Consider the following 17,197-nt stretch of genomic DNA (forward strand, 5'->3'; position numbering starts at 1 on the left):
GTGGTGGGAAATTGGTCCCTCCCGATAGCTGTTGGCGGCGTTCTTTCTGTTAGGATGGCAGCCCTTGGAACGCTGGCGGGGCGAGCGCGCATGATTGCGGCGTTGCCGTCTCCATTTCCGTACAATCGCAACTAAATGCCGTCACCAACATGCGGCGCCGGCATCTCAACGACAAAAATTCGCGAAATACATTGCGCCTATTCGGCGGCCGCATCTCCATGGCTTCCCTGGTTCAAACTCTTGCTGTCGCCGAGTACCTCAGCTTCCATAAGGCAGCGAAGGCGCTCGGCATCAGTCAGTCGAGTGTCAGTGCGAGGGTAAAATCACTTGAAGAAGAGCTCGGAATTCTTCTCTTTCATCGCAATACCCGCGGCGTCAGCCTCACTGAAGCTGGACGGCGTTTCGTCGAACAGGTGGATGAAGCAATGGTCATTCTCGACGATGCCATCAAGACAGCCGGCATGCGGGCGCATGGTGTAGAGGGACATCTACGTGTTGGAATACACTCTTTAACAACTGGAGGTGCATTGGATCATCTGCTCCGGCGATTTCGCTCTGAGCATCCTCTTATCCAACTGCACATTTCTGAAACCAGCGCCCGCGATGCGCAGATTAAGGTCAGGGAAGGAAAACTCGATATCGCCTTCATGGCTGACATTAAAGAAATCCCGGACCTTCATTCTCGTGTAGTTTGGCACGATCGCGTGATGGTGGCCGTATCAACAACACATCGTCTGGCAAGCAGGTCGAGTATAGATTGGCAACAACTCGCCGATGAACCCTTTCTTGTTAGGCAAGGCGGATCAGGCCCGCAGGTGCAAGAACTGATCGTACTTCGCTCGGTTGGACGATGGCCAATTCCAAACATCATCCGCTTGGATATTGGTAATAGTGCTCTCCTTTCGATGATAGCGGCTGAGCACGGTATCTCGTTGTTTTTGGAGGAAAGCGCCCTGACGCCAGTGCCAGGCGTGGTTTTCCTGCCCATTGCCGATGAGCCTGAGAGCGTTCGTTTTTCGGCGGTATGGTCTCCGAACAATCGCAGCCCCGTGCTCTCAAACCTGCTCAGTGTTGCACTTAAATTGCGTCAATCGTCAGTCCTGCTCAATTCTCCGTCTTTACCGGCTGGGTCCACGAAAAACGATCGATCATAATACGGCTCGGTTGAGCAAGGCCGCTCTGGATGGGCTGGCCTTCGCGCTTGGCAGCTTGCTAAGTCTAGCGCCGCCGCCCGCACGACGGCTCGATCCGTGAGAGATCGCTACCGGATACACAGGCGATCGCTTGACCAAACCATCCTATTTGTACGCCACAATATCCGGCAGCCCTCCCGCATCACCATTCCTGTTGCCACTCTCGGAAACGCCTATTCTCTGATCGGCTCCAACATTTTTGCCGATTGGAGCCTGTATGCGTGGAGGCCGAATACTCTGGGGTCAGATCGCCGTCGTCCTGACCATCGTTTTCGTCATGACCTGGACGGCGACGCAATGGACCGCATGGCGGCTCGGATTCCAGCCCCAGCTTGGCCATCCGTGGTTCGAGCTGGCCGGATGGCCAGTCTACTATCCACCAGCCTTCTTCTGGTGGTGGTTTTCTTTCGACGCCTACGCACCCGCGATCTTCACCGAAGGCGGGATCATCGCTGTATCTGGCGGCATTCTCGCCATCGCTGCTGCCATCCTCATGTCGATCATCCGAGCGCGAGAAGCGCGGAACGTAGCCACCTATGGCTCCGCCCGATGGGCGGGGGACAAGGAAATCCGATCCGCAGGCCTGCTCGGCCCCGATGGTGTCGTGCTCGGCCGCTATGATCGCGACTATCTGCGCCATGACGGCCCGGAGCATGTGTTGTGCTTTGCCCCGACGCGAAGCGGCAAAGGTGTCGGCCTTGTCGTGCCGACGCTGCTGACTTGGCCGGGAAGCTGCATCGTCCATGACATCAAAGGCGAGAACTGGAGCCTGACAGCCGGCTTCCGCGCCAAGCATGGCCGCGTCCTGTTGTTCGATCCGACCAACGTGCAATCCTCAGCCTACAATCCGCTCTTGGAGGTGCGGCAGGGCGAATGGGAAGTCCGCGACGTCCAGAACATTGCGGACATTCTGGTCGATCCCGAAGGCAGCCTCGACAAGCGCAACCATTGGGAAAAGACCAGCCACAGCCTGCTTGTCGGTGCGATTCTGCATGTTCTCTACGCGGAGCCCGACAAGACGCTGGCCGGCGTCGCGAACTTCCTGTCTGATCCTCGCCGCCCGGTGGAAGCCACCTTGCGCGCGATGATGGACACGCAACATTTGGGCAGGGCCGGCGTTCATCCCGTCATCGCATCGTCCGCGCGGGAACTGCTCAACAAGAGCGACAATGAACGGTCGGGCGTGCTTTCGACCGCCATGTCCTTCCTCGGCCTCTACCGCGATCCGGTCGTGGCGCGGGTGACGGCACGCTGCGACTGGCGTATTGCCGATCTTGTCGGAAGCCGGAAATCCGTTAGCCTCTACCTTGTCGTGCCGCCGTCCGACATCAATCGCACCAAGCCGCTGATCCGCCTGATCCTCAACCAGATCGGCAGGCGGCTCACCGAAGAACTAACGACCTCCAGTAAGCGCCATCGTCTGCTGCTGATGCTGGACGAGTTTCCCGCGCTCGGTCGTCTCGACTTCTTTGAGTCGGCGCTCGCCTTCATGGCCGGCTACGGCATCAAGGGCTTCCTGATTGCGCAGAGCCTCAATCAGATCGAGCGCGCCTACGGCCAGAACAATTCGATCCTCGACAATTGCCATGTGCGGGTGAGTTTCGCGACCAATGACGAACGCACCGCCAAGCGCGTTTCAGACGCCTTGGGCACGGCGACCGAGCTGCGCGATTCCACCAACTATGCGGGCCATCGGCTCTCACCCTGGCTCGGCCATCTCATGGTGTCGCGGCAGGAGACAGCGCGGCCGTTGCTGACGCCCGGCGAGATCATGCAGCTCCCACCCACCGACGAGATCGTCATGGTGGCAGGAACGCCGCCGATCCGCGCCACCAAGGCTCGCTATTTCGAGGACGCGCGGTTGCAGGAGCGCATTCTGACTCCTCCAGACCTTGCGGCCCTAGTGCCTGCTGCAAATCCGGCCACATCGGACGACTGGTCCGCCCGCGTTGTCTCGGCGGCGGATGGAGCATCCGCGACCACTACGGTCCACGCCGATGGCGACACAGCCAATGCCGGCATCCGCCGCGAGCCGGAATTGCCCGAGCATGAGGAAATCGTCGCGCCGCCACCGTCGCCGGCACAGGAGTTCGAGTTGCTGGACGACGAGCCCGACGTGGACGCGGCCAAGGCCAACGCGATGCGTGCCCAGATGCGCGTGGTCGCGCGGCAGGCGTCATTGGACCCCGGTGACGGGATCGAGCTTTGAGGAACGCGCCATGACGACTCGCACCCGCATGAATGTCTATTTCGACCCGGCGCTACTCAAACAGATCGACGCGCTGGCGCACCGCCGGAAGGTGTCGAAATCCGCCATCGTCGAAGCCGCCGTCGCATCCTTCCTGTCGGGCGATGCGAGCGAAAAACTGGAAGCGGCCATGTCGCGCCGTCTCGATAAGCTCGGCCGCCAGATCGACACGCTCGATGAAGATCTCGCCGTGCTCGGCGAAGCCGTCTCGCTGTTTGTCCAATTCTGGCTCATGGTCACACCGCCGCTACCAGACGGCGCGCATGCATCCGCCAAGGCAAAAGGTGCGGAGCGGTTCAAGGGTTTCATGCAGACGCTCGGCCGTCGATTGGCGACGGGAGACAGGTTCCTCAAAGAGCTGTCGCGCGATGTCGAGTCGGTCCCCGACGATCCCGCGGCAGATCAATTCGAGACGAACAGCGATCCCGCCTGAATAGTCGACCGTCCTATTCGCCGCCGATAGCCGCCGATCCCCGCACGCCTTCCGATACTTGTTGAACCGGCCTGATTTCAGGCTCTTTTAATCGACCCCGATCCGGGGACTGTCTGTTGCGCCTCGTGAAGAAACGGGGGCGATATGACTGCCAGCCATAACAAACCGGAAGCCATCGCACGCGGCGCGCGGATGCTGCGCACGGCGCTCGGCCCCGCCATCGCCCGGTTTCTGGAAGACCCCGCCGTCGTCGAAGTCATGTTGAACCCGGATGGCCGTATCTGGGTGGATCGGCTGTCGGAAGGTCTGGCCGATACGGGCGAGATGCTGTCCGCCGCCGATGGCGAACGTATCGTACGCTTGGTCGCCCATCATGTCGGCGCGGAAGTTCATGTCCGTGCGCCCCGCGTCTCGGCCGAACTGCCTGAGAGCGGCGAACGGTTCGAGGGGCTGTTGCCGCCTGTCGTCGCCGCGCCAGCCTTCGCCATCCGCAAGCCCGCCGTCGCTGTCTTCACGCTCGACGACTATGTAGCCGCCGGCATCATGACCGCCGGTCAGGCCGCGACGCTGCGCGCCGCCGTGGCAGCCCGCGCCAACATCCTTGTCGCCGGCGGCACCTCGTCCGGCAAGACCACGCTGACCAATGCGCTGCTGGCCGAGGTAGCGAAGACACAGGATCGCGTCGTCATTATCGAAGACACGCGCGAGCTGCAATGCGCCGCCCCGAACCTTGTCGCCATGCGGACCAAGGATGGCGTCGCCACGCTCTCCGATCTCGTCCGTTCGTCGCTGCGCTTACGGCCCGACCGTATTCCCATCGGCGAGGTGCGCGGCTCCGAAGCCCTCGATCTTCTCAAAGCCTGGGGCACCGGACACCCCGGCGGCATCGGCACCATCCACGCCGGAACCGGCATCGGCGCACTGCGCCGCCTCGAACAGCTCATCCAAGAGGCTGTCGTCACCGTCCCGCGCGCGCTGATCGCCGAGACAATCGACCTCGTTGCCGTCCTGTCCGGCCGCGGCTCCGCGCGCCGGCTCGCCGAACTCGCCCGCGTCGAAGGGCTCGGCTCCGACTGCGACTACCGCATCACCCAAGCCACCCCCACCACAGGAGAACCCACATGATCCGCACCGCTATCCGCGTGCGTCGCATGATCGCGACGGCCGCCACCTTCACCTACGTCAATCTCGTCCTCGTCCCGGCCGCCCATGCCTCCGGCTCGTCCATGCCGTGGGAAGCGCCGCTTCAGAAAATCCTCCAGTCGATCGAGGGGCCGGTCGCCAAGATAGTCGCCGTCATCATCATCATCGCGACGGGTCTGGCACTGGCCTTCGGCGACACGTCGGGCGGCTTCCGCAAGCTGATCCAGATCGTCTTCGGCCTGTCGATTGCCTTCGCGGCCAGCTCGTTCTTCCTGAGCTTCTTCAGCTTCGGCGGCGGGGCGCTCGTCTGATGGCGATGGCCTTCGAGCAACTCGACGTGCCGGGCTTCACTGTGCCGGTCCACCGGGCGCTAACCGAGCATATTCTGCTCGGCGGCGCACCGCGTTCCATCGCGATCCTAAACGGGACGCTCGCCGGGGCCGTGGGCCTCGGCCTACGCCTCTGGCTGGTCGGCCTCCTCATCTGGGCTGTCGGCCACTTCGCGGCAGTATGGGCCGCCAAGCGCGATCCGCTCTTCGTCGAGGTCGGGCGCAGGCACCTGCGCATCCCCGGTCATCTGTCGGTCTGAGGGGCACTGTCATGATGAACCTTGCCGAATATCGCCGCACCGCCAGCCGACTAGCTGATTATCTACCGTGGGTCGCGCTCGTCGCCGAAGGTGTCGTGCTGAACAAAGACGGCAGCTTCCAGCGCACGGCGCGGTTTCGCGGTCCCGATCTGGATTCCGCCGTCGCGGCCGAGCTGGTCGCTGTCGCCGGCCGCATCAACAACGCCTTCCGCCGTCTCGGCTCCGGCTGGAGCATCTTCGTCGAGGCGCAGCGTTCCGAAGCCGCGACCTATCCCGACAGCATATTCCCCGATCCGGCTTCCGGGTTGGTCGATGCCGAACGCAAGGCCGACTTCGAGGAAGCGGGCACGCATTTCGTTTCCGGCTACTTCCTCACCTTCCTCTATCTGCCCCCGGCCGAGGAAGCCGCACGCGCCGAGACATGGCTTTACGAGGGGCGTGAACGCTCCGGCGTTGATCCTCATGAGATCCTGCGCGGCTTCACCGATCGCACCGACCGCGTGCTGGCGCTGCTCGACGGCTTCATGCCCGAATGTGCCTGGCTCGACGACGGCGAGACGCTGACCTATCTACATTCCACCGTCTCGACGAAACGCCATCGCGTCCGCGTGCCGGAAACGCCGCTCTATCTCGATGCGCTGCTCGCCGATCAGTCGCTGACCGGCGGGCTGGAACCGCGTCTTGGCGGCGAACATCTGCGCATCCTCACCGTCATCGGCTTCCCGACCGCGACCACGCCCGGCCTACTCGACGACCTCAACCGGATGGCCTTCCCGTATCGCTGGAGCACGCGCGCGATCCTGCTCGACAAGACCGACGCGACGAGACTGCTGACGAAGATACGCCGCCAGTGGTTCGCCAAGCGCAAGGGCATCGCGGCGATCCTCAAGGAAGTGATGACCAACGAGGCATCCGCCCTCGTGGACACCGACGCCGCGAACAAGGCGCTCGACGCCGACATGGCCTTGCAGGAACTCGGGGCCGACATTGCGGGCATGGCCTATGTCACCGCCACGATCACGGTCTGGGACGCCGATCCGCGTCTCGCTGACGAGAAGTTGCGGCTCGTCGAGAAGGTCATTCAGGGCCGCGATTTCACGGCCATGGTGGAAACCGTCAACGCTGTCGATGCCTGGCTCGGTTCGCTCCCCGGACATGCCTACGCCAACGTCCGCCAGCCGCCGGTCTCGACGCTCAATCTCGCCCACATGATCCCCCTGAGCGCCGTGTGGGCGGGGCCGGAACGGGACGAGCATTTCGGTGCGCCCCCCTTGCTCTATGGCAAGACCGAAGGCTCGACCCCGTTCCGGTTATCCCTGCATGTCGGCGACGTCGGGCACACGCTCGTCGTCGGTCCGACCGGCGCGGGCAAGTCCGTGCTGCTCGCGCTCATGGCCTTGCAGTTCCGGCGCTATGAACGAAGCCAAGTGTTCGCCTTCGACTTCGGCGGTTCAATCCGCGCCGCCGCGCTCGCCATGGGCGGCGACTGGCACGATCTCGGCGGCGGCCTCACCGAAGGTTCAGACACCTCCGTTTCACTTCAGCCGCTCGCCGGCATCCACGACACCTATGAACGTGCCTGGGCCGCTGACTGGATCGTGGCGATCCTGATGCGCGAGGGCATCACGATCACGCCCGAGGCCAAGGAATATATCTGGACAGCGCTGACCTCGCTCGCTTCCGCGCCGGCCGAGGAACGCACCATCACCGGCCTCAGCGTCCTGCTGCAATCGAACGATCTGAAGCAGGCGCTCCGGCCTTATTGCGTCGGCGGGGCCTATGGCCGGCTGCTCGATGCCGAGGCCGAACAGCTTGGCCGCGCGGCCGTGCAGGCATTCGAGATCGAAGGGCTTGTCGGGACCGGGGCGGCTCCGGCCGTCCTGTCCTACCTGTTCCATCGCATCGGCGACCGGCTCGACGGACGCCCGACGCTGCTCATCATCGACGAAGGCTGGTTGGCGCTGGACGATGAAGGCTTCGCCGGCCAACTCCGCGAATGGCTGAAGACGCTGCGCAAGAAAAACGCTTCCGTCATCTTCGCCACGCAGTCGCTCAGCGACATCGACGGCAGCAATATCGCCCCGGCCATCATAGAGAGCTGCCTGACGCGGCTGCTTCTCCCGAACGAACGCGCGATCGAGCCGCAGATCACGGCCATCTATCGCCGCTTCGGGCTCAATGACCGCCAGATCGAAATCCTCGCGCGGGCGACGCCCAAGCGCGACTACTACTGCCAGTCCCGGCGCGGTAATCGCCTGTTCGAGCTGGGCCTGTCCGAAGTCGGCCTCGTGCTCTGCGCTGCGTCCTCCAAATCCGACCAGTCGCTGATCACCAGCCTTGTCGCCGAACACGGCCGCGAAGGCTTTCTCGCGGCGTGGCTCCAGGCCCGCGACGTCGGCTGGGCCGCCGAACTCATCCCGACTTTCTCGTCCCTCATCCCCCAAGCCGAAAAGGAGACTGAATCATGAAGACCGGTAAAATCCGCTCGCGTGCCGCCATTCTGGCCGCGACCATTCTGGCCGCGCCGATCATGCTCTCGCCAATGGTCGCGACGCCCGCGCACGCGATCATCGTCTTCGACCCGTCGAACTATGCGCAGAATGTCCTCACGGCGGCGCGCACGCTGGAGCAGATCACGCATCAGATTACGTCGCTTCAGAATGAAGCGCAGATGCTCATCAATCAGGCGCGCAATCTGGCGAGCCTGCCTTACTCCGCACTCCAGCAGCTTCAGCAGAACGTTCAGAAGACCCAGCAGCTTTTGAGCCAGGCGCAGGGCATCGCCTTCAACGTCCAGCAGATCGACCAGATGTTCCAGCAAAAATATGGGAACGTCTCGATGTCGACCACCGATCAGCAGCTCGTCGCCAATGCCCGCTCGCGCTGGCAGAACACTGTGGGGGGCTTGCAGGACGCGATGCGGGTGCAGGCTGGCGTCGTCGGCAATATCGACACCAACCGCACACAGATGTCGGCGCTTGTCAGCCAGAGCCAGGGCGCGACCGGCGCGCTTCAGGCGACTCAAGCCGGCAACCAGATTCTTGCGCTTCAGTCGCAGCAGCTTTCCGATCTGGTCGCGTTGCTCGCCGCCAATGGCCGGGCGAGCGCACTCACCGAGGCCGAGCGCGCCGCTGCCGCTGAACAGGGTCGCGAACAACGCCGCCGGTTCCTGACGCCGGGCAGCGGCTACACGCCCGGCAACGCGCAGATGTTCAACAGCGGCAAGTGATCGCGAGAGGGTGGGTACGTCATGGACAGCAAGATGCTGGCACGCCTCGGCGCAATCGTGTTCGTCGCCGTAGCCATCACAGCAACGGTGATCGAACTGAACCGCAAGGAGGACGCGCCGGCATCTTCGCCGGTGCGCCTTCACCAACCCGACCGCGACCCGCTGCGCGAAGGTCAACGCCGGTGCCAGCATCTCGGTCAGCAGGCCGCGAACGACACGGACTGCCTGCGCGTCTGGGCCGAGACTCGCGACCGCTTCCTGGGCCGCACGCCCGCGTCGCCTGCGCCGGAAGGACGGTGAACCGTGGGCGGCGCAGGCGTCATCGACAATTTCCTCGGGGTCTTCACCCGCTACATCGACTCCGGTTTCGGGCTTTTGTCCGGTGAGGTCGGTTTCATCGCCACCACGCTCATCGTCATCGACGTGACGCTCGCCGCCCTGTTCTGGTCCTGGGGCGCGGACGACGACATCATGGCGCGGCTCGTCAAGAAGACGCTCTTCGTCGGTGTCTTCGCCTATCTCATCGGCAACTGGAACAACCTCGCGAAGATCGTCTTCGACAGCTTCGCGGGCCTTGGACTCAAAGCAAGCGGCACCGGCTTTTCGACGGCGGACTTAATGCGTCCCGGCAAGGTCGCACAGACCGGCCTCGACGCCGCCCGGCCGCTGCTCGAATCCATTTCCGACCTGATGGGCTGGGTGGCCTTCTTCGAGAACTTCATCCAGATCGCGTGCCTGCTTTTCGCCTGGGCGCTGGTCATCCTCGCTTTCTTCATTCTGGCGATCCAGCTCTTCGTCACGTTGATCGAGTTCAAGTTGGCGACGTTGGCTGGCTTCGTTTTGATCCCCTTCGGCCTGTTCGGCAAAACCGCCTTCATGGCCGAACGTGTGCTCGGCAACGTCATCTCATCCGGCATCAAGGTTCTGGTGCTCGCCGTCATCATCGGCATCGGCTCGACGCTCTTCTCGCAATTCACGCAAGGTTTCGGCGGTCAGACACCAAGCATCGATGACGCGATGGCCGTCGTGCTCGCCGCTTTGTCTCTGCTCGGCCTCGGCATCTTCGGCCCCGGCATCGCTAACGGACTCGTCTCGGGCGGTCCCCAGCTCGGCGCCGGCGCAGCCGTCGGCACCGGCCTTGCGGCGGGCGGCATGGTGCTGGCCGGCGCTGGCGCTGCCGGCCTCGCCGCCAAAGGCGGCGCAGCCACGCTCTCGACGGGTGCGGCCGCCGTGCGTGGCGGCGCGACCGCAGTGGGCGCGGCGTCGGCCGCCTACAGCCTCGGTTCACTCGGCCAATTCGGTGCAACGGGTGTCGCGTCCGGCATGGGCGGCGTCGGGCGTGCGGCGGGCAGCGCGGCTATGTCGCCGCTTCGCCGCGCCGCCGCCAGCGTCAAATCCAGCTTCTCCGATGGCGTCAAATCCGGCCTCGGCGCGACCGGCGGCTCCTCGACCATGGGGACGGTCGGCGGCGCGGCGGAAACCCCGCCTGCATCGGCTCGGCCCGCCGGTGCGACGCCCGGCTGGGCACAGCGAATGCGCCGATCCGGCCACATGGGCCACGCCGTCCAGACAACCGCTCATGCCGTTCGGTCCGGTGACAGCCATAGCTCCGGTTCTTCCGTCAACCTCTCTGAAAGTGACCGCTCATGAACCTCTTCAAGCGACCCGCTGCGCATTACGGCAGAACACCTCAACCTGAAACCCCGTACCAGAAGGCTGCACAGGTCTGGGACGAGCGCATTGGCTCGGCCCGCGTGCAGGCGAGGAACTGGCGCTTTATGGCGTTTGGCTCGCTCTTTCTCTCAGCCGGCTTCGCCACCGCTCTCGTCTGGCAGTCTGCGAGCGGCACCGTCGTCCCTTGGGTGGTGCAGGTCGACAATCTCGGTCAGGCACAGACCGTTGCGCCCGCCACGGCCAATTATCGCCCTACCGATCCGCAGATCGCATGGCATCTAGCCCGTTTCATCGAGCAGGTCCGCTCGATCCCGGCGGACGCGATCATCGTCCGGCAGAACTGGCTTCGCGCCTATGAATGGACCACCGACCGCGGCGCGGGCGCGCTCAACGACTATGCCCGCACCAACGACCCATTCGCCAAGGTAGGCAAGCAGCAGATCGCCGTGGACGTTTCGAGTGTCATCCGAGCGTCGCCCGACAGCTTCCGTGTCGCCTGGACGGAACGGCATTTCGAGAACGGTCAGCTCTCCGGCACGCAGCGGTGGACCGCGATCCTGACCATCGCCGTCCAGCCGCCGCACGACGCCGAACGGCTCAAAGCCAATCCGCTCGGAATCTACGTCAACGCCATCAACTGGTCGCGGGAGATGAGCCAATGACGCCGGCACCCCGCAAATCCGCAATCGCCGCCGTGTTGCTTTCGGCGACCATGCTCGCCGGCTGCGCCTCCACCAAGCCGCCGCAGATCAGCTACGACGCCAGCGTGCCGCCTTTACCGGCCATTCCCGCATCGGTGACGGACGACCGGCCGAGGCCGCTGCATGTCCCTCCGGCCTGGACGGTCGCGCGCGGTGGCCAGACGGCCAGCACGGCGACGGGCCGTGTCGAGAACGCCAATGCGGCTGCGCGTGTGCAGCCGCACCGCGAGGGATATTTCAACGCCATCCAAGTCTATCCATGGTCGGAAGGCGCGCTCTATCAAGTCTATGCCGCCCCCGGCCAGATCACCAACATCGCGCTCGAACCCGGCGAGAGCCTGACTGGCGCCGGCCCGATAGCCGCCGGCGATACCGCCCGCTGGATTATCGGCGACACGGAATCCGGTTCCGGCGCGACCCGCCGCGTGCATGTGCTGGTGAAGCCGACGCGCGCCGACATCACGACCAATCTCGTCATCACCACCGACCGCCGCACCTATATGATCGAGCTACGCGCGGGCGAGAAGCCCTATATGCCCGCTGTCGCGTGGGCCTATCCGCAACCGGCAGGCGGCGGGCGGCAGGCCGTCCCGGCGACGCCGATCATTCCGGCCGTCACAGCGCGCAATTACCGTTACAGCCTGACCAGCAGCAGCAATCCGCCTTGGAAGCCGACCACCGTCTATGACGACGGCCGCCGCGTCTATGTCGAGTTCCCGCGCGGAATCGTGCAGGGCGAGATGCCGCCGATCTTCGTCATCGGCCCCGAGGGCGAAGCGCAGATCGTCAACAGCCGCATCTATCAACACATCCTGATCGTCGATCGCCTGTTCGGTGCAGCGGAGCTGCGCCTTGGCAGCGGCGACCGCCAGCAGATCGTCAGGATTGTTCGCACCGACGGGAGGCCGCAATCATGAGCGAGACCGAAACCAACACCGCCCCGATGCGCCTGCGCGCCGAAGCTCCCCGTGTCACCCGCCTGTCGCGCAAGATGCTTGCCGGCGTCGCGGCCGTCGCCCTGGTCGGGATCGGCGGGGCGCTGATCTATGCCCTTCAGACCCGCGCGCCTGGCGATGGCGGGGAAGAACTCTACTCCACCGCCAATCGGCAGACCGCTGACGGTCTCGCCGGACTGCCACGCGACTATACCGGCCCGATCCTCGGTCCGGCGCTGCCCGGCGATCTCGGACGGCCGATCCTTTCCGCGCAGAACAACGCGCAACCCGTCGTCCCGCCCGTCGTTCCGACACCCGGCGTCGACGAGGCCGAGCAACGCCGCCGCGCCGAGGAAGAAGCCGCCCGCGTCAGCACCGTCTTCTTTCAGTCGCGGCAGGGATCGGCAAACACGACCGGGACGGGAACGACACCCGGTTTCCCCAGTTTCGATCTCGGCGGTCAGACTGGTCAGCCGACCGCGCAGGATCGGCAGCTTGCGTTCCTCAATGCAGCGGCAGACCGGCGTACCGTGACGCCCGATCGCGTCACGCCGCCGCCATCGCCTTTCGTGCTGCAAGCCGGAGCAGTCATCCCGGCCGCGCTCATCACCGGCATCCGTTCCGATCTGCCCGGCCAGATCACCGCGCAGGTTACAGAGAATATCTATGACAGCCCTACAGGCCGCATTCTGCTGGTGCCGCAGGGCACGCGGCTCGTCGGCCAGTATGACAACAGCGTCCAGTTCGGACAGCGTCGCGTGCTGCTCGTCTGGAACCGTCTCATTCTGCCCAACGGCCGCTCCATGGTGCTGGAGCGCCAGCCGGGCGCGGACACGCAGGGCTATGCCGGTCTGGAGGATGGCGTCGATTACCACTGGTGGGATCTCGCCAAGGCCGCAGCTCTCTCGACCCTGCTCGGCGTTGGTGCAGAACTCGCCACCGACGACAATGACCGTCTGATCCGCGCCGTTCGCGACGGCGCCCAGGACACCGTCAATCAGGCCGGTCAGCAGATAGTCCAGCGCCAGTTGCAAGTCGCGCCGACGCTGACCATCCGGCCAGGTTTCCCGGTCAGGGTCATCGTCACGCGCGATCTCGTACTCGAACCCTACAGGAACTGACCATGGCAAAGCTGAAACTCGGTCCTATCGTCGAGGACAAGCCCGTCAAAGTAACGGTGGAACTGCCGGGGCCGCTCCACCGCAATCTGGTCGCCTATGCAGAGGTGCTGGCTCGCGAGAGCAGTCAGCCCGCCGCCGATCCCGTCAAACTCATCGTGCCCATGCTGGAGCGGTTTATCGCCACGGATCGCGCTTTTGCGAAAGCTCGTCGCACAACTAACGGAGCCGAAAGGGGTTAGGCCGCTCGACGATTGGCCCTAACTACATGAAACGCCTCGGCTCCGCAGCTCACTTCTCGTAGCTTTTGATCACGTCGCCGATCAAATTCTGCAGCGATTGAGCCCCGGCGCTGGTGAGAAACCAAGAGTCCGGATCAACGAAGAGCACGCGTCCGTTTTTCCATGCTTTGGTTTCACGCAGCAAAGGGTTCTCCAGGACAGCAGGATCAGCGGACCGATGCTCGATCGCAGCCATGCGGTCTACCACGTAGATAATGTCGGGGTCCGCATCATGGATAAATTCGTTGGAGATCGGCTGCCCATAGGGGCCTGGATCGACATGCAGGCTTGCCGGCTTAACCCCCAACGTGTCGAAGATGAAGCCATAGCGCGACTTCACACCGAAAGTCGTGAACGAGCCGTTGCTGTGCATGATAACGAGAGCCTTCTCAGGACGACCGTTTGTGACCTGCCGGGCCTCTTCGACCTTCCTGTCGATTTCCGCTGACAGTTGCTCTGCCCGCGCTTCAACGCCGAAGACACGTCCCAATGTCCCAAGCTGCTTTTTCACGACCTCGATATAGTTACCACTCTTGTTCATGAAATCGAAGTCGAAATAGATCGTCGGAGCGATCTGCGACAGTTCCTGATAGCTTCGCGCGGTCAGCGGCGAAATCAGTATCAGATCGGGTTTGGCTCGATGAACACGCTCCAGATTGGGCTGAATGGTCGAGCCAAGATCCGCGATATCCGGGTTGTCCGCATATTGCGACAGGAACCGGGGAACATAGTCCTTCGGCATTCCGATGACCGAAATCCCCATTTGGTCGAGCGAGTCGACCACGCTCATATCGAACGACACCACGCGCTTCGGGCGGCTTGCCAGCGTGGCGGTTCCCAGCTCATGCTGTACGATGACCGGCTCCGCTATTGCCGTTGCCGGTGAGTCCTGTTCGCCAGCCGTCACACCGTACAATGTCGCCGCCAGCGTCAAGACTGCTGCGGTCATGCACAAACCGATTTTGTTCTTCCATCTCATGATATCGCTCCTGATGGCTTGAAATAATTGCAAAGCATGGACTGCTCGCCTTTCAGGATCTCGAATTCGAGATCGTAGAGATCACGTAGATTTTTCTCGGTGATAACCTCTGACGGCGGCCCAGAGAACCGCACCGAACCGTGCTTCATGGCTACGATGTGGTCGGAGTAGTTGGCGGCAAAATTGATGTCGTGGACCACCATGATCGCGGTTCGCCCCTGTTCATCGCACAAACGACGCAAGGCCCTCATGATCTGGACGGCGTGCTTCATATCGAGATTGTTGAGAGGCTCGTCGAGAAGCAGGTAGTCGGTTTCCTGCGCGATGGTCATGGCGAGGAACGCCAACTGTCGCTGGCCGCCGCTGAGTTCATCGATGTAGGACTTGCGCAGCCGGTCGAGCGAGAGGAATTCCAGCGCCTGCTCGATCTGAGCGCGATCCTTGTCGTTAAGCGCACCCTTGCTGTAGGGGAAGCGCCCGAAAGCGACGAGTTCCTCAACAGTCAGTCGAAGATTGAAGATCGGCGACTGTCGCAGCGTCGCGATCTTCTGCGCGTAATCGCTCAGGCGAAAGTCTGTAATCGGCTTGTCTTCAATCAGGATCTCGCCGCGCGTTGGCAGGTGCAGTCTGGCGATGAGCATCAGCAACGTGCTCTTGCCCGCGCCGTTCGGTCCGATAAGTGATGTCAGACGCCGTGACGGAAAGGTCGCGCTTATGTCGGAGAGCACCAGGCTCGAGCTATAGGCTTTGTCGAGATTGCGGACGCTGATCATGCAGCACCTCGCGTCCGGATCATGAGCATCAGGAAGTAGATGCCGCAGACCAGATTGACGAGGATGCTCACGGTCGTCTTGTAGTTGAAGACATGCTCGACGAGGAATTGCGCGACGATGAACACGCAGATCGCCGTAGCGCAGGCGGCCGACAAGGTTATGTGTGGGCGGGTCGCACGCGTGATGGAGTAGGTAATGTTAGCCACGAAGACACCCATGAAGGCCGTTGGCCCGATCAGGCTGGTTGAAACGGCCACCAGGGCGGCGATCAGCGCGAGATAGAGGCGCACGTATTGTCGGTGATTGATCCCGAGAGAAATCGCCTGATCGCGGCCGAGCGATAGCACGTCGAGATAGGAGAGCGTCCTGAGTACGACCGCCACACTGGCCACGACCAGGACGACGGAATAGGCGATCTGTACGGATTGCGCCCTGTTGAACGAAACGATGCTCGCGCCCTGGAGAACGGCAAAATCGCTGGGACTCAATTTGATCGCGATGAACTGCGCGAAGGTCCCGAACAGCATCGTCAGAATCAAACCCGTCAGCAGCAGGAAGTAGACGTTGCGCTTGCCATCCCGGAACAGCCACTGATGGAGCACCCAGGAATAGGCCAGCATCAACAGCACGGAGAGGAAGAAGTATCCCGTGCTGTTGAGCGCGACAAAGCGATGCCCGCCCAACAGCAACGTCAACAGCGATTGAAACAGCAGGTAAACTGCCTCGTAGCCCATGATCGCTGGCGTCAGAATACGGTTGCCCGCGATGATCTGGAATACCACCGCGGAGAAGGCCACGCAGACGCCGCCGATCATCATCGCCGCCAAACGGTCGAGCCGTTTGGGAATGATGTATTCGAAATCGAGTTCCGACCTGAAGAGCAGGAAGGCAGCCACCAAAACGATGAGAAGGAGCGGCAGCCAAAGCCGAGATCTGGCGCGCATAATCATCGGTTCTTCCAGATGATCAGCGCGAGGAACAGCATGCCGCCAAAGCCACCGGCTGTTACTCCGATCGGGATCTCAAACGGGTAGATCAGGAGGCGCCCCACAATATCGCAGGCGAGCAGCAGACAGGCCCCGGACAGCGCTATCAGCGGCAGCGTGTTCCGCAGGTTCTCGCCACAGCGCAGCGCTACCAGATTGGGGATGACCAGACCCACGAAGGGTATGGCGCCCACAGCAATAACAGATGCGGAGACGGTGACGGCGACCAGTATCAGGCCGATGGCTGCCGTCGCGGCATAGCCGAGGCCGAGACTGGTGGCGATGCTATCCCCCATCCCCAGAACCGTGAACCGATGCGCAAGCAGATATGCGACGGCAACGACCGGGACGATGAGATAGAGAATCTCGTAGTTTCCCTCGATGACCTTAGAGAAATCTCCGATCAGCCACCCCTGCATGCTTTGAACGAGGTTCTTGCTGTAGGCATAGAGTTCCGCGATGCCGCTCAGCACGCTGCCGTACATCAGGCCAACGACAGGGACGAGAACGGTATTGTTCATGCCGATCCGCCGAATGATCGCGACAAAGATGAGGTTTGCCGCACAGCAAAACGCCAGGGCAAAAAGCATCTTGCCTGTCGGCCCCGCGCCGGGCGCAAATATCAGCGCAGTCAGGATTCCGAGCCTGGCCGCATCCAACCCGCCGGATGTCGCGGGTTCGACGAATTTGTTCTGAACGATATGCTGCAAAATCACGCCGCAGATCGACAGGCCGACCCCTGTCGTCACGAGGGCAGCAAAGCGCGGAAGACGGCTTGCCGTGAGCATCAGCAAGGCATCGTCTGATCGCCCCGCAATTTGTTCCCAGGACAATTGCTTGGCACCGATGAACAGCGACGCCACGCTCAGCAAGACGAACAGGGTTAGAAGGTGTGCACCGAACCTCGTTCCCATC

General features: G+C 62.8%; 18 protein-coding genes. 14 read left to right on the forward strand and 4 right to left on the reverse strand.

Annotation, left to right across the window (positions count from 1 at the left end):
* The first annotated feature begins 218 nt into the window (after positions 1 to 218).
* The 14 genes from FS819_RS11180 to FS819_RS11245 all read left to right on the forward strand — a co-directional run bounded on the left by FS819_RS11180 (position 219) and on the right by FS819_RS11245 (position 13,505).
* Entirely contained in the window at positions 219 to 1,154 is a 936-nt protein-coding gene (locus tag FS819_RS11180; RefSeq protein ID WP_234625094.1) for a LysR family transcriptional regulator, read from the forward strand.
* Between the two features lie 256 nt (positions 1,155 to 1,410).
* Positions 1,411 to 3,402, forward strand: a complete 1,992-nt coding sequence (locus FS819_RS11185; protein ID WP_234625093.1) for a conjugal transfer protein TraG — start codon at positions 1,411 to 1,413, stop codon at positions 3,400 to 3,402.
* A gap of 10 nt (positions 3,403 to 3,412) precedes the next feature.
* Entirely contained in the window at positions 3,413 to 3,874 is a 462-nt protein-coding gene (locus tag FS819_RS11190) for a ribbon-helix-helix domain-containing protein (RefSeq protein ID WP_234625092.1), read from the forward strand.
* A gap of 144 nt (positions 3,875 to 4,018) precedes the next feature.
* Complete coding sequence (gene trbB, locus FS819_RS11195) at positions 4,019 to 4,999, forward strand: P-type conjugative transfer ATPase TrbB (RefSeq protein WP_234625091.1); 981 nt, start codon at positions 4,019 to 4,021, stop codon at positions 4,997 to 4,999.
* A complete protein-coding gene (locus tag FS819_RS11200; protein ID WP_234625090.1) occupies positions 4,996 to 5,328 on the forward strand; it encodes a TrbC/VirB2 family type IV secretion system protein in 333 nt (110 codons plus the stop codon). Before trbB ends, FS819_RS11200 begins: the two co-directional genes overlap by 4 nt.
* Entirely contained in the window at positions 5,328 to 5,606 is a 279-nt protein-coding gene (locus FS819_RS11205; RefSeq protein ID WP_234625089.1) for a VirB3 family type IV secretion system protein, read from the forward strand. The genes FS819_RS11200 and FS819_RS11205 overlap by 1 nt, the downstream gene beginning before the upstream one ends.
* Positions 5,607 to 5,617: 11 nt before the next feature.
* Positions 5,618 to 8,074, forward strand: a complete 2,457-nt coding sequence (gene trbE, locus FS819_RS11210) for a conjugal transfer protein TrbE (protein WP_234625088.1) — start codon at positions 5,618 to 5,620, stop codon at positions 8,072 to 8,074.
* Entirely contained in the window at positions 8,071 to 8,835 is a 765-nt protein-coding gene (trbJ, locus tag FS819_RS11215; protein WP_234625087.1) for a P-type conjugative transfer protein TrbJ, read from the forward strand. The genes trbE and trbJ overlap by 4 nt, the downstream gene beginning before the upstream one ends.
* Before the next feature lie 21 nt (positions 8,836 to 8,856).
* Positions 8,857 to 9,135 carry a putative entry exclusion protein TrbK-alt gene (trbK-alt, locus tag FS819_RS11220; protein ID WP_234625086.1) on the forward strand — a complete coding sequence of 93 codons (279 nt, stop codon included), beginning with the start codon at positions 8,857 to 8,859 and terminating at the stop codon, positions 9,133 to 9,135.
* 3 nt (positions 9,136 to 9,138) lie between these two features.
* Entirely contained in the window at positions 9,139 to 10,485 is a 1,347-nt protein-coding gene (gene trbL / locus FS819_RS11225; protein WP_234625085.1) for a P-type conjugative transfer protein TrbL, read from the forward strand.
* Positions 10,482 to 11,171 carry a conjugal transfer protein TrbF gene (trbF, locus tag FS819_RS11230; protein ID WP_234625084.1) on the forward strand — a complete coding sequence of 230 codons (690 nt, stop codon included), beginning with the start codon at positions 10,482 to 10,484 and terminating at the stop codon, positions 11,169 to 11,171. The genes trbL and trbF overlap by 4 nt, the downstream gene beginning before the upstream one ends.
* Complete coding sequence (gene trbG / locus FS819_RS11235; RefSeq protein WP_234625083.1) at positions 11,168 to 12,127, forward strand: P-type conjugative transfer protein TrbG; 960 nt, start codon at positions 11,168 to 11,170, stop codon at positions 12,125 to 12,127. The genes trbF and trbG overlap by 4 nt, the downstream gene beginning before the upstream one ends.
* Positions 12,124 to 13,266, forward strand: coding sequence for a TraB/TrbI/VirB10 family type IV secretion system protein (locus FS819_RS11240; RefSeq protein WP_234625082.1), 1,143 nt, complete (start codon positions 12,124 to 12,126; stop codon positions 13,264 to 13,266). Before trbG ends, FS819_RS11240 begins: the two co-directional genes overlap by 4 nt.
* A 2-nt stretch (positions 13,267 to 13,268) precedes the next feature.
* Complete coding sequence (locus tag FS819_RS11245) at positions 13,269 to 13,505, forward strand: DUF2274 domain-containing protein (RefSeq protein WP_234625081.1); 237 nt, start codon at positions 13,269 to 13,271, stop codon at positions 13,503 to 13,505.
* A 49-nt stretch (positions 13,506 to 13,554) separates the two neighbouring features.
* Here the strand turns inward: FS819_RS11245 and FS819_RS11250 are convergent, their stop codons facing one another.
* From FS819_RS11250 to FS819_RS11265, 4 genes are read right to left on the reverse strand one after another with little or no spacing between them, the layout of a single operon-like run.
* Positions 13,555 to 14,478 carry a siderophore ABC transporter substrate-binding protein gene (locus tag FS819_RS11250; RefSeq protein ID WP_498723957.1) on the reverse strand — a complete coding sequence of 308 codons (924 nt, stop codon included), beginning with the start codon at positions 14,476 to 14,478 and terminating at the stop codon, positions 13,555 to 13,557.
* A 41-nt stretch (positions 14,479 to 14,519) separates the two neighbouring features.
* Positions 14,520 to 15,296, reverse strand: a complete 777-nt coding sequence (locus tag FS819_RS11255; protein ID WP_234625079.1) for an iron ABC transporter ATP-binding protein — start codon at positions 15,294 to 15,296, stop codon at positions 14,520 to 14,522.
* A complete protein-coding gene (locus FS819_RS11260) occupies positions 15,293 to 16,246 on the reverse strand; it encodes an iron chelate uptake ABC transporter family permease subunit (RefSeq protein WP_272492754.1) in 954 nt (317 codons plus the stop codon). The genes FS819_RS11255 and FS819_RS11260 overlap by 4 nt, the downstream gene beginning before the upstream one ends.
* Positions 16,243 to 17,196 (reverse strand): ABC transporter permease, encoded by a 954-nt coding sequence (locus tag FS819_RS11265; protein WP_234625078.1) that lies wholly within the window; start codon positions 17,194 to 17,196, stop codon positions 16,243 to 16,245. The genes FS819_RS11260 and FS819_RS11265 overlap by 4 nt, the downstream gene beginning before the upstream one ends.
* Position 17,197: the final 1 nt, after the last annotated feature.

It is taken from the genome of Allorhizobium sp. Av2 (genome assembly GCF_021462805.2).
Lineage (GTDB): Bacteria > Pseudomonadota > Alphaproteobacteria > Rhizobiales > Rhizobiaceae > Allorhizobium > Allorhizobium vitis_G.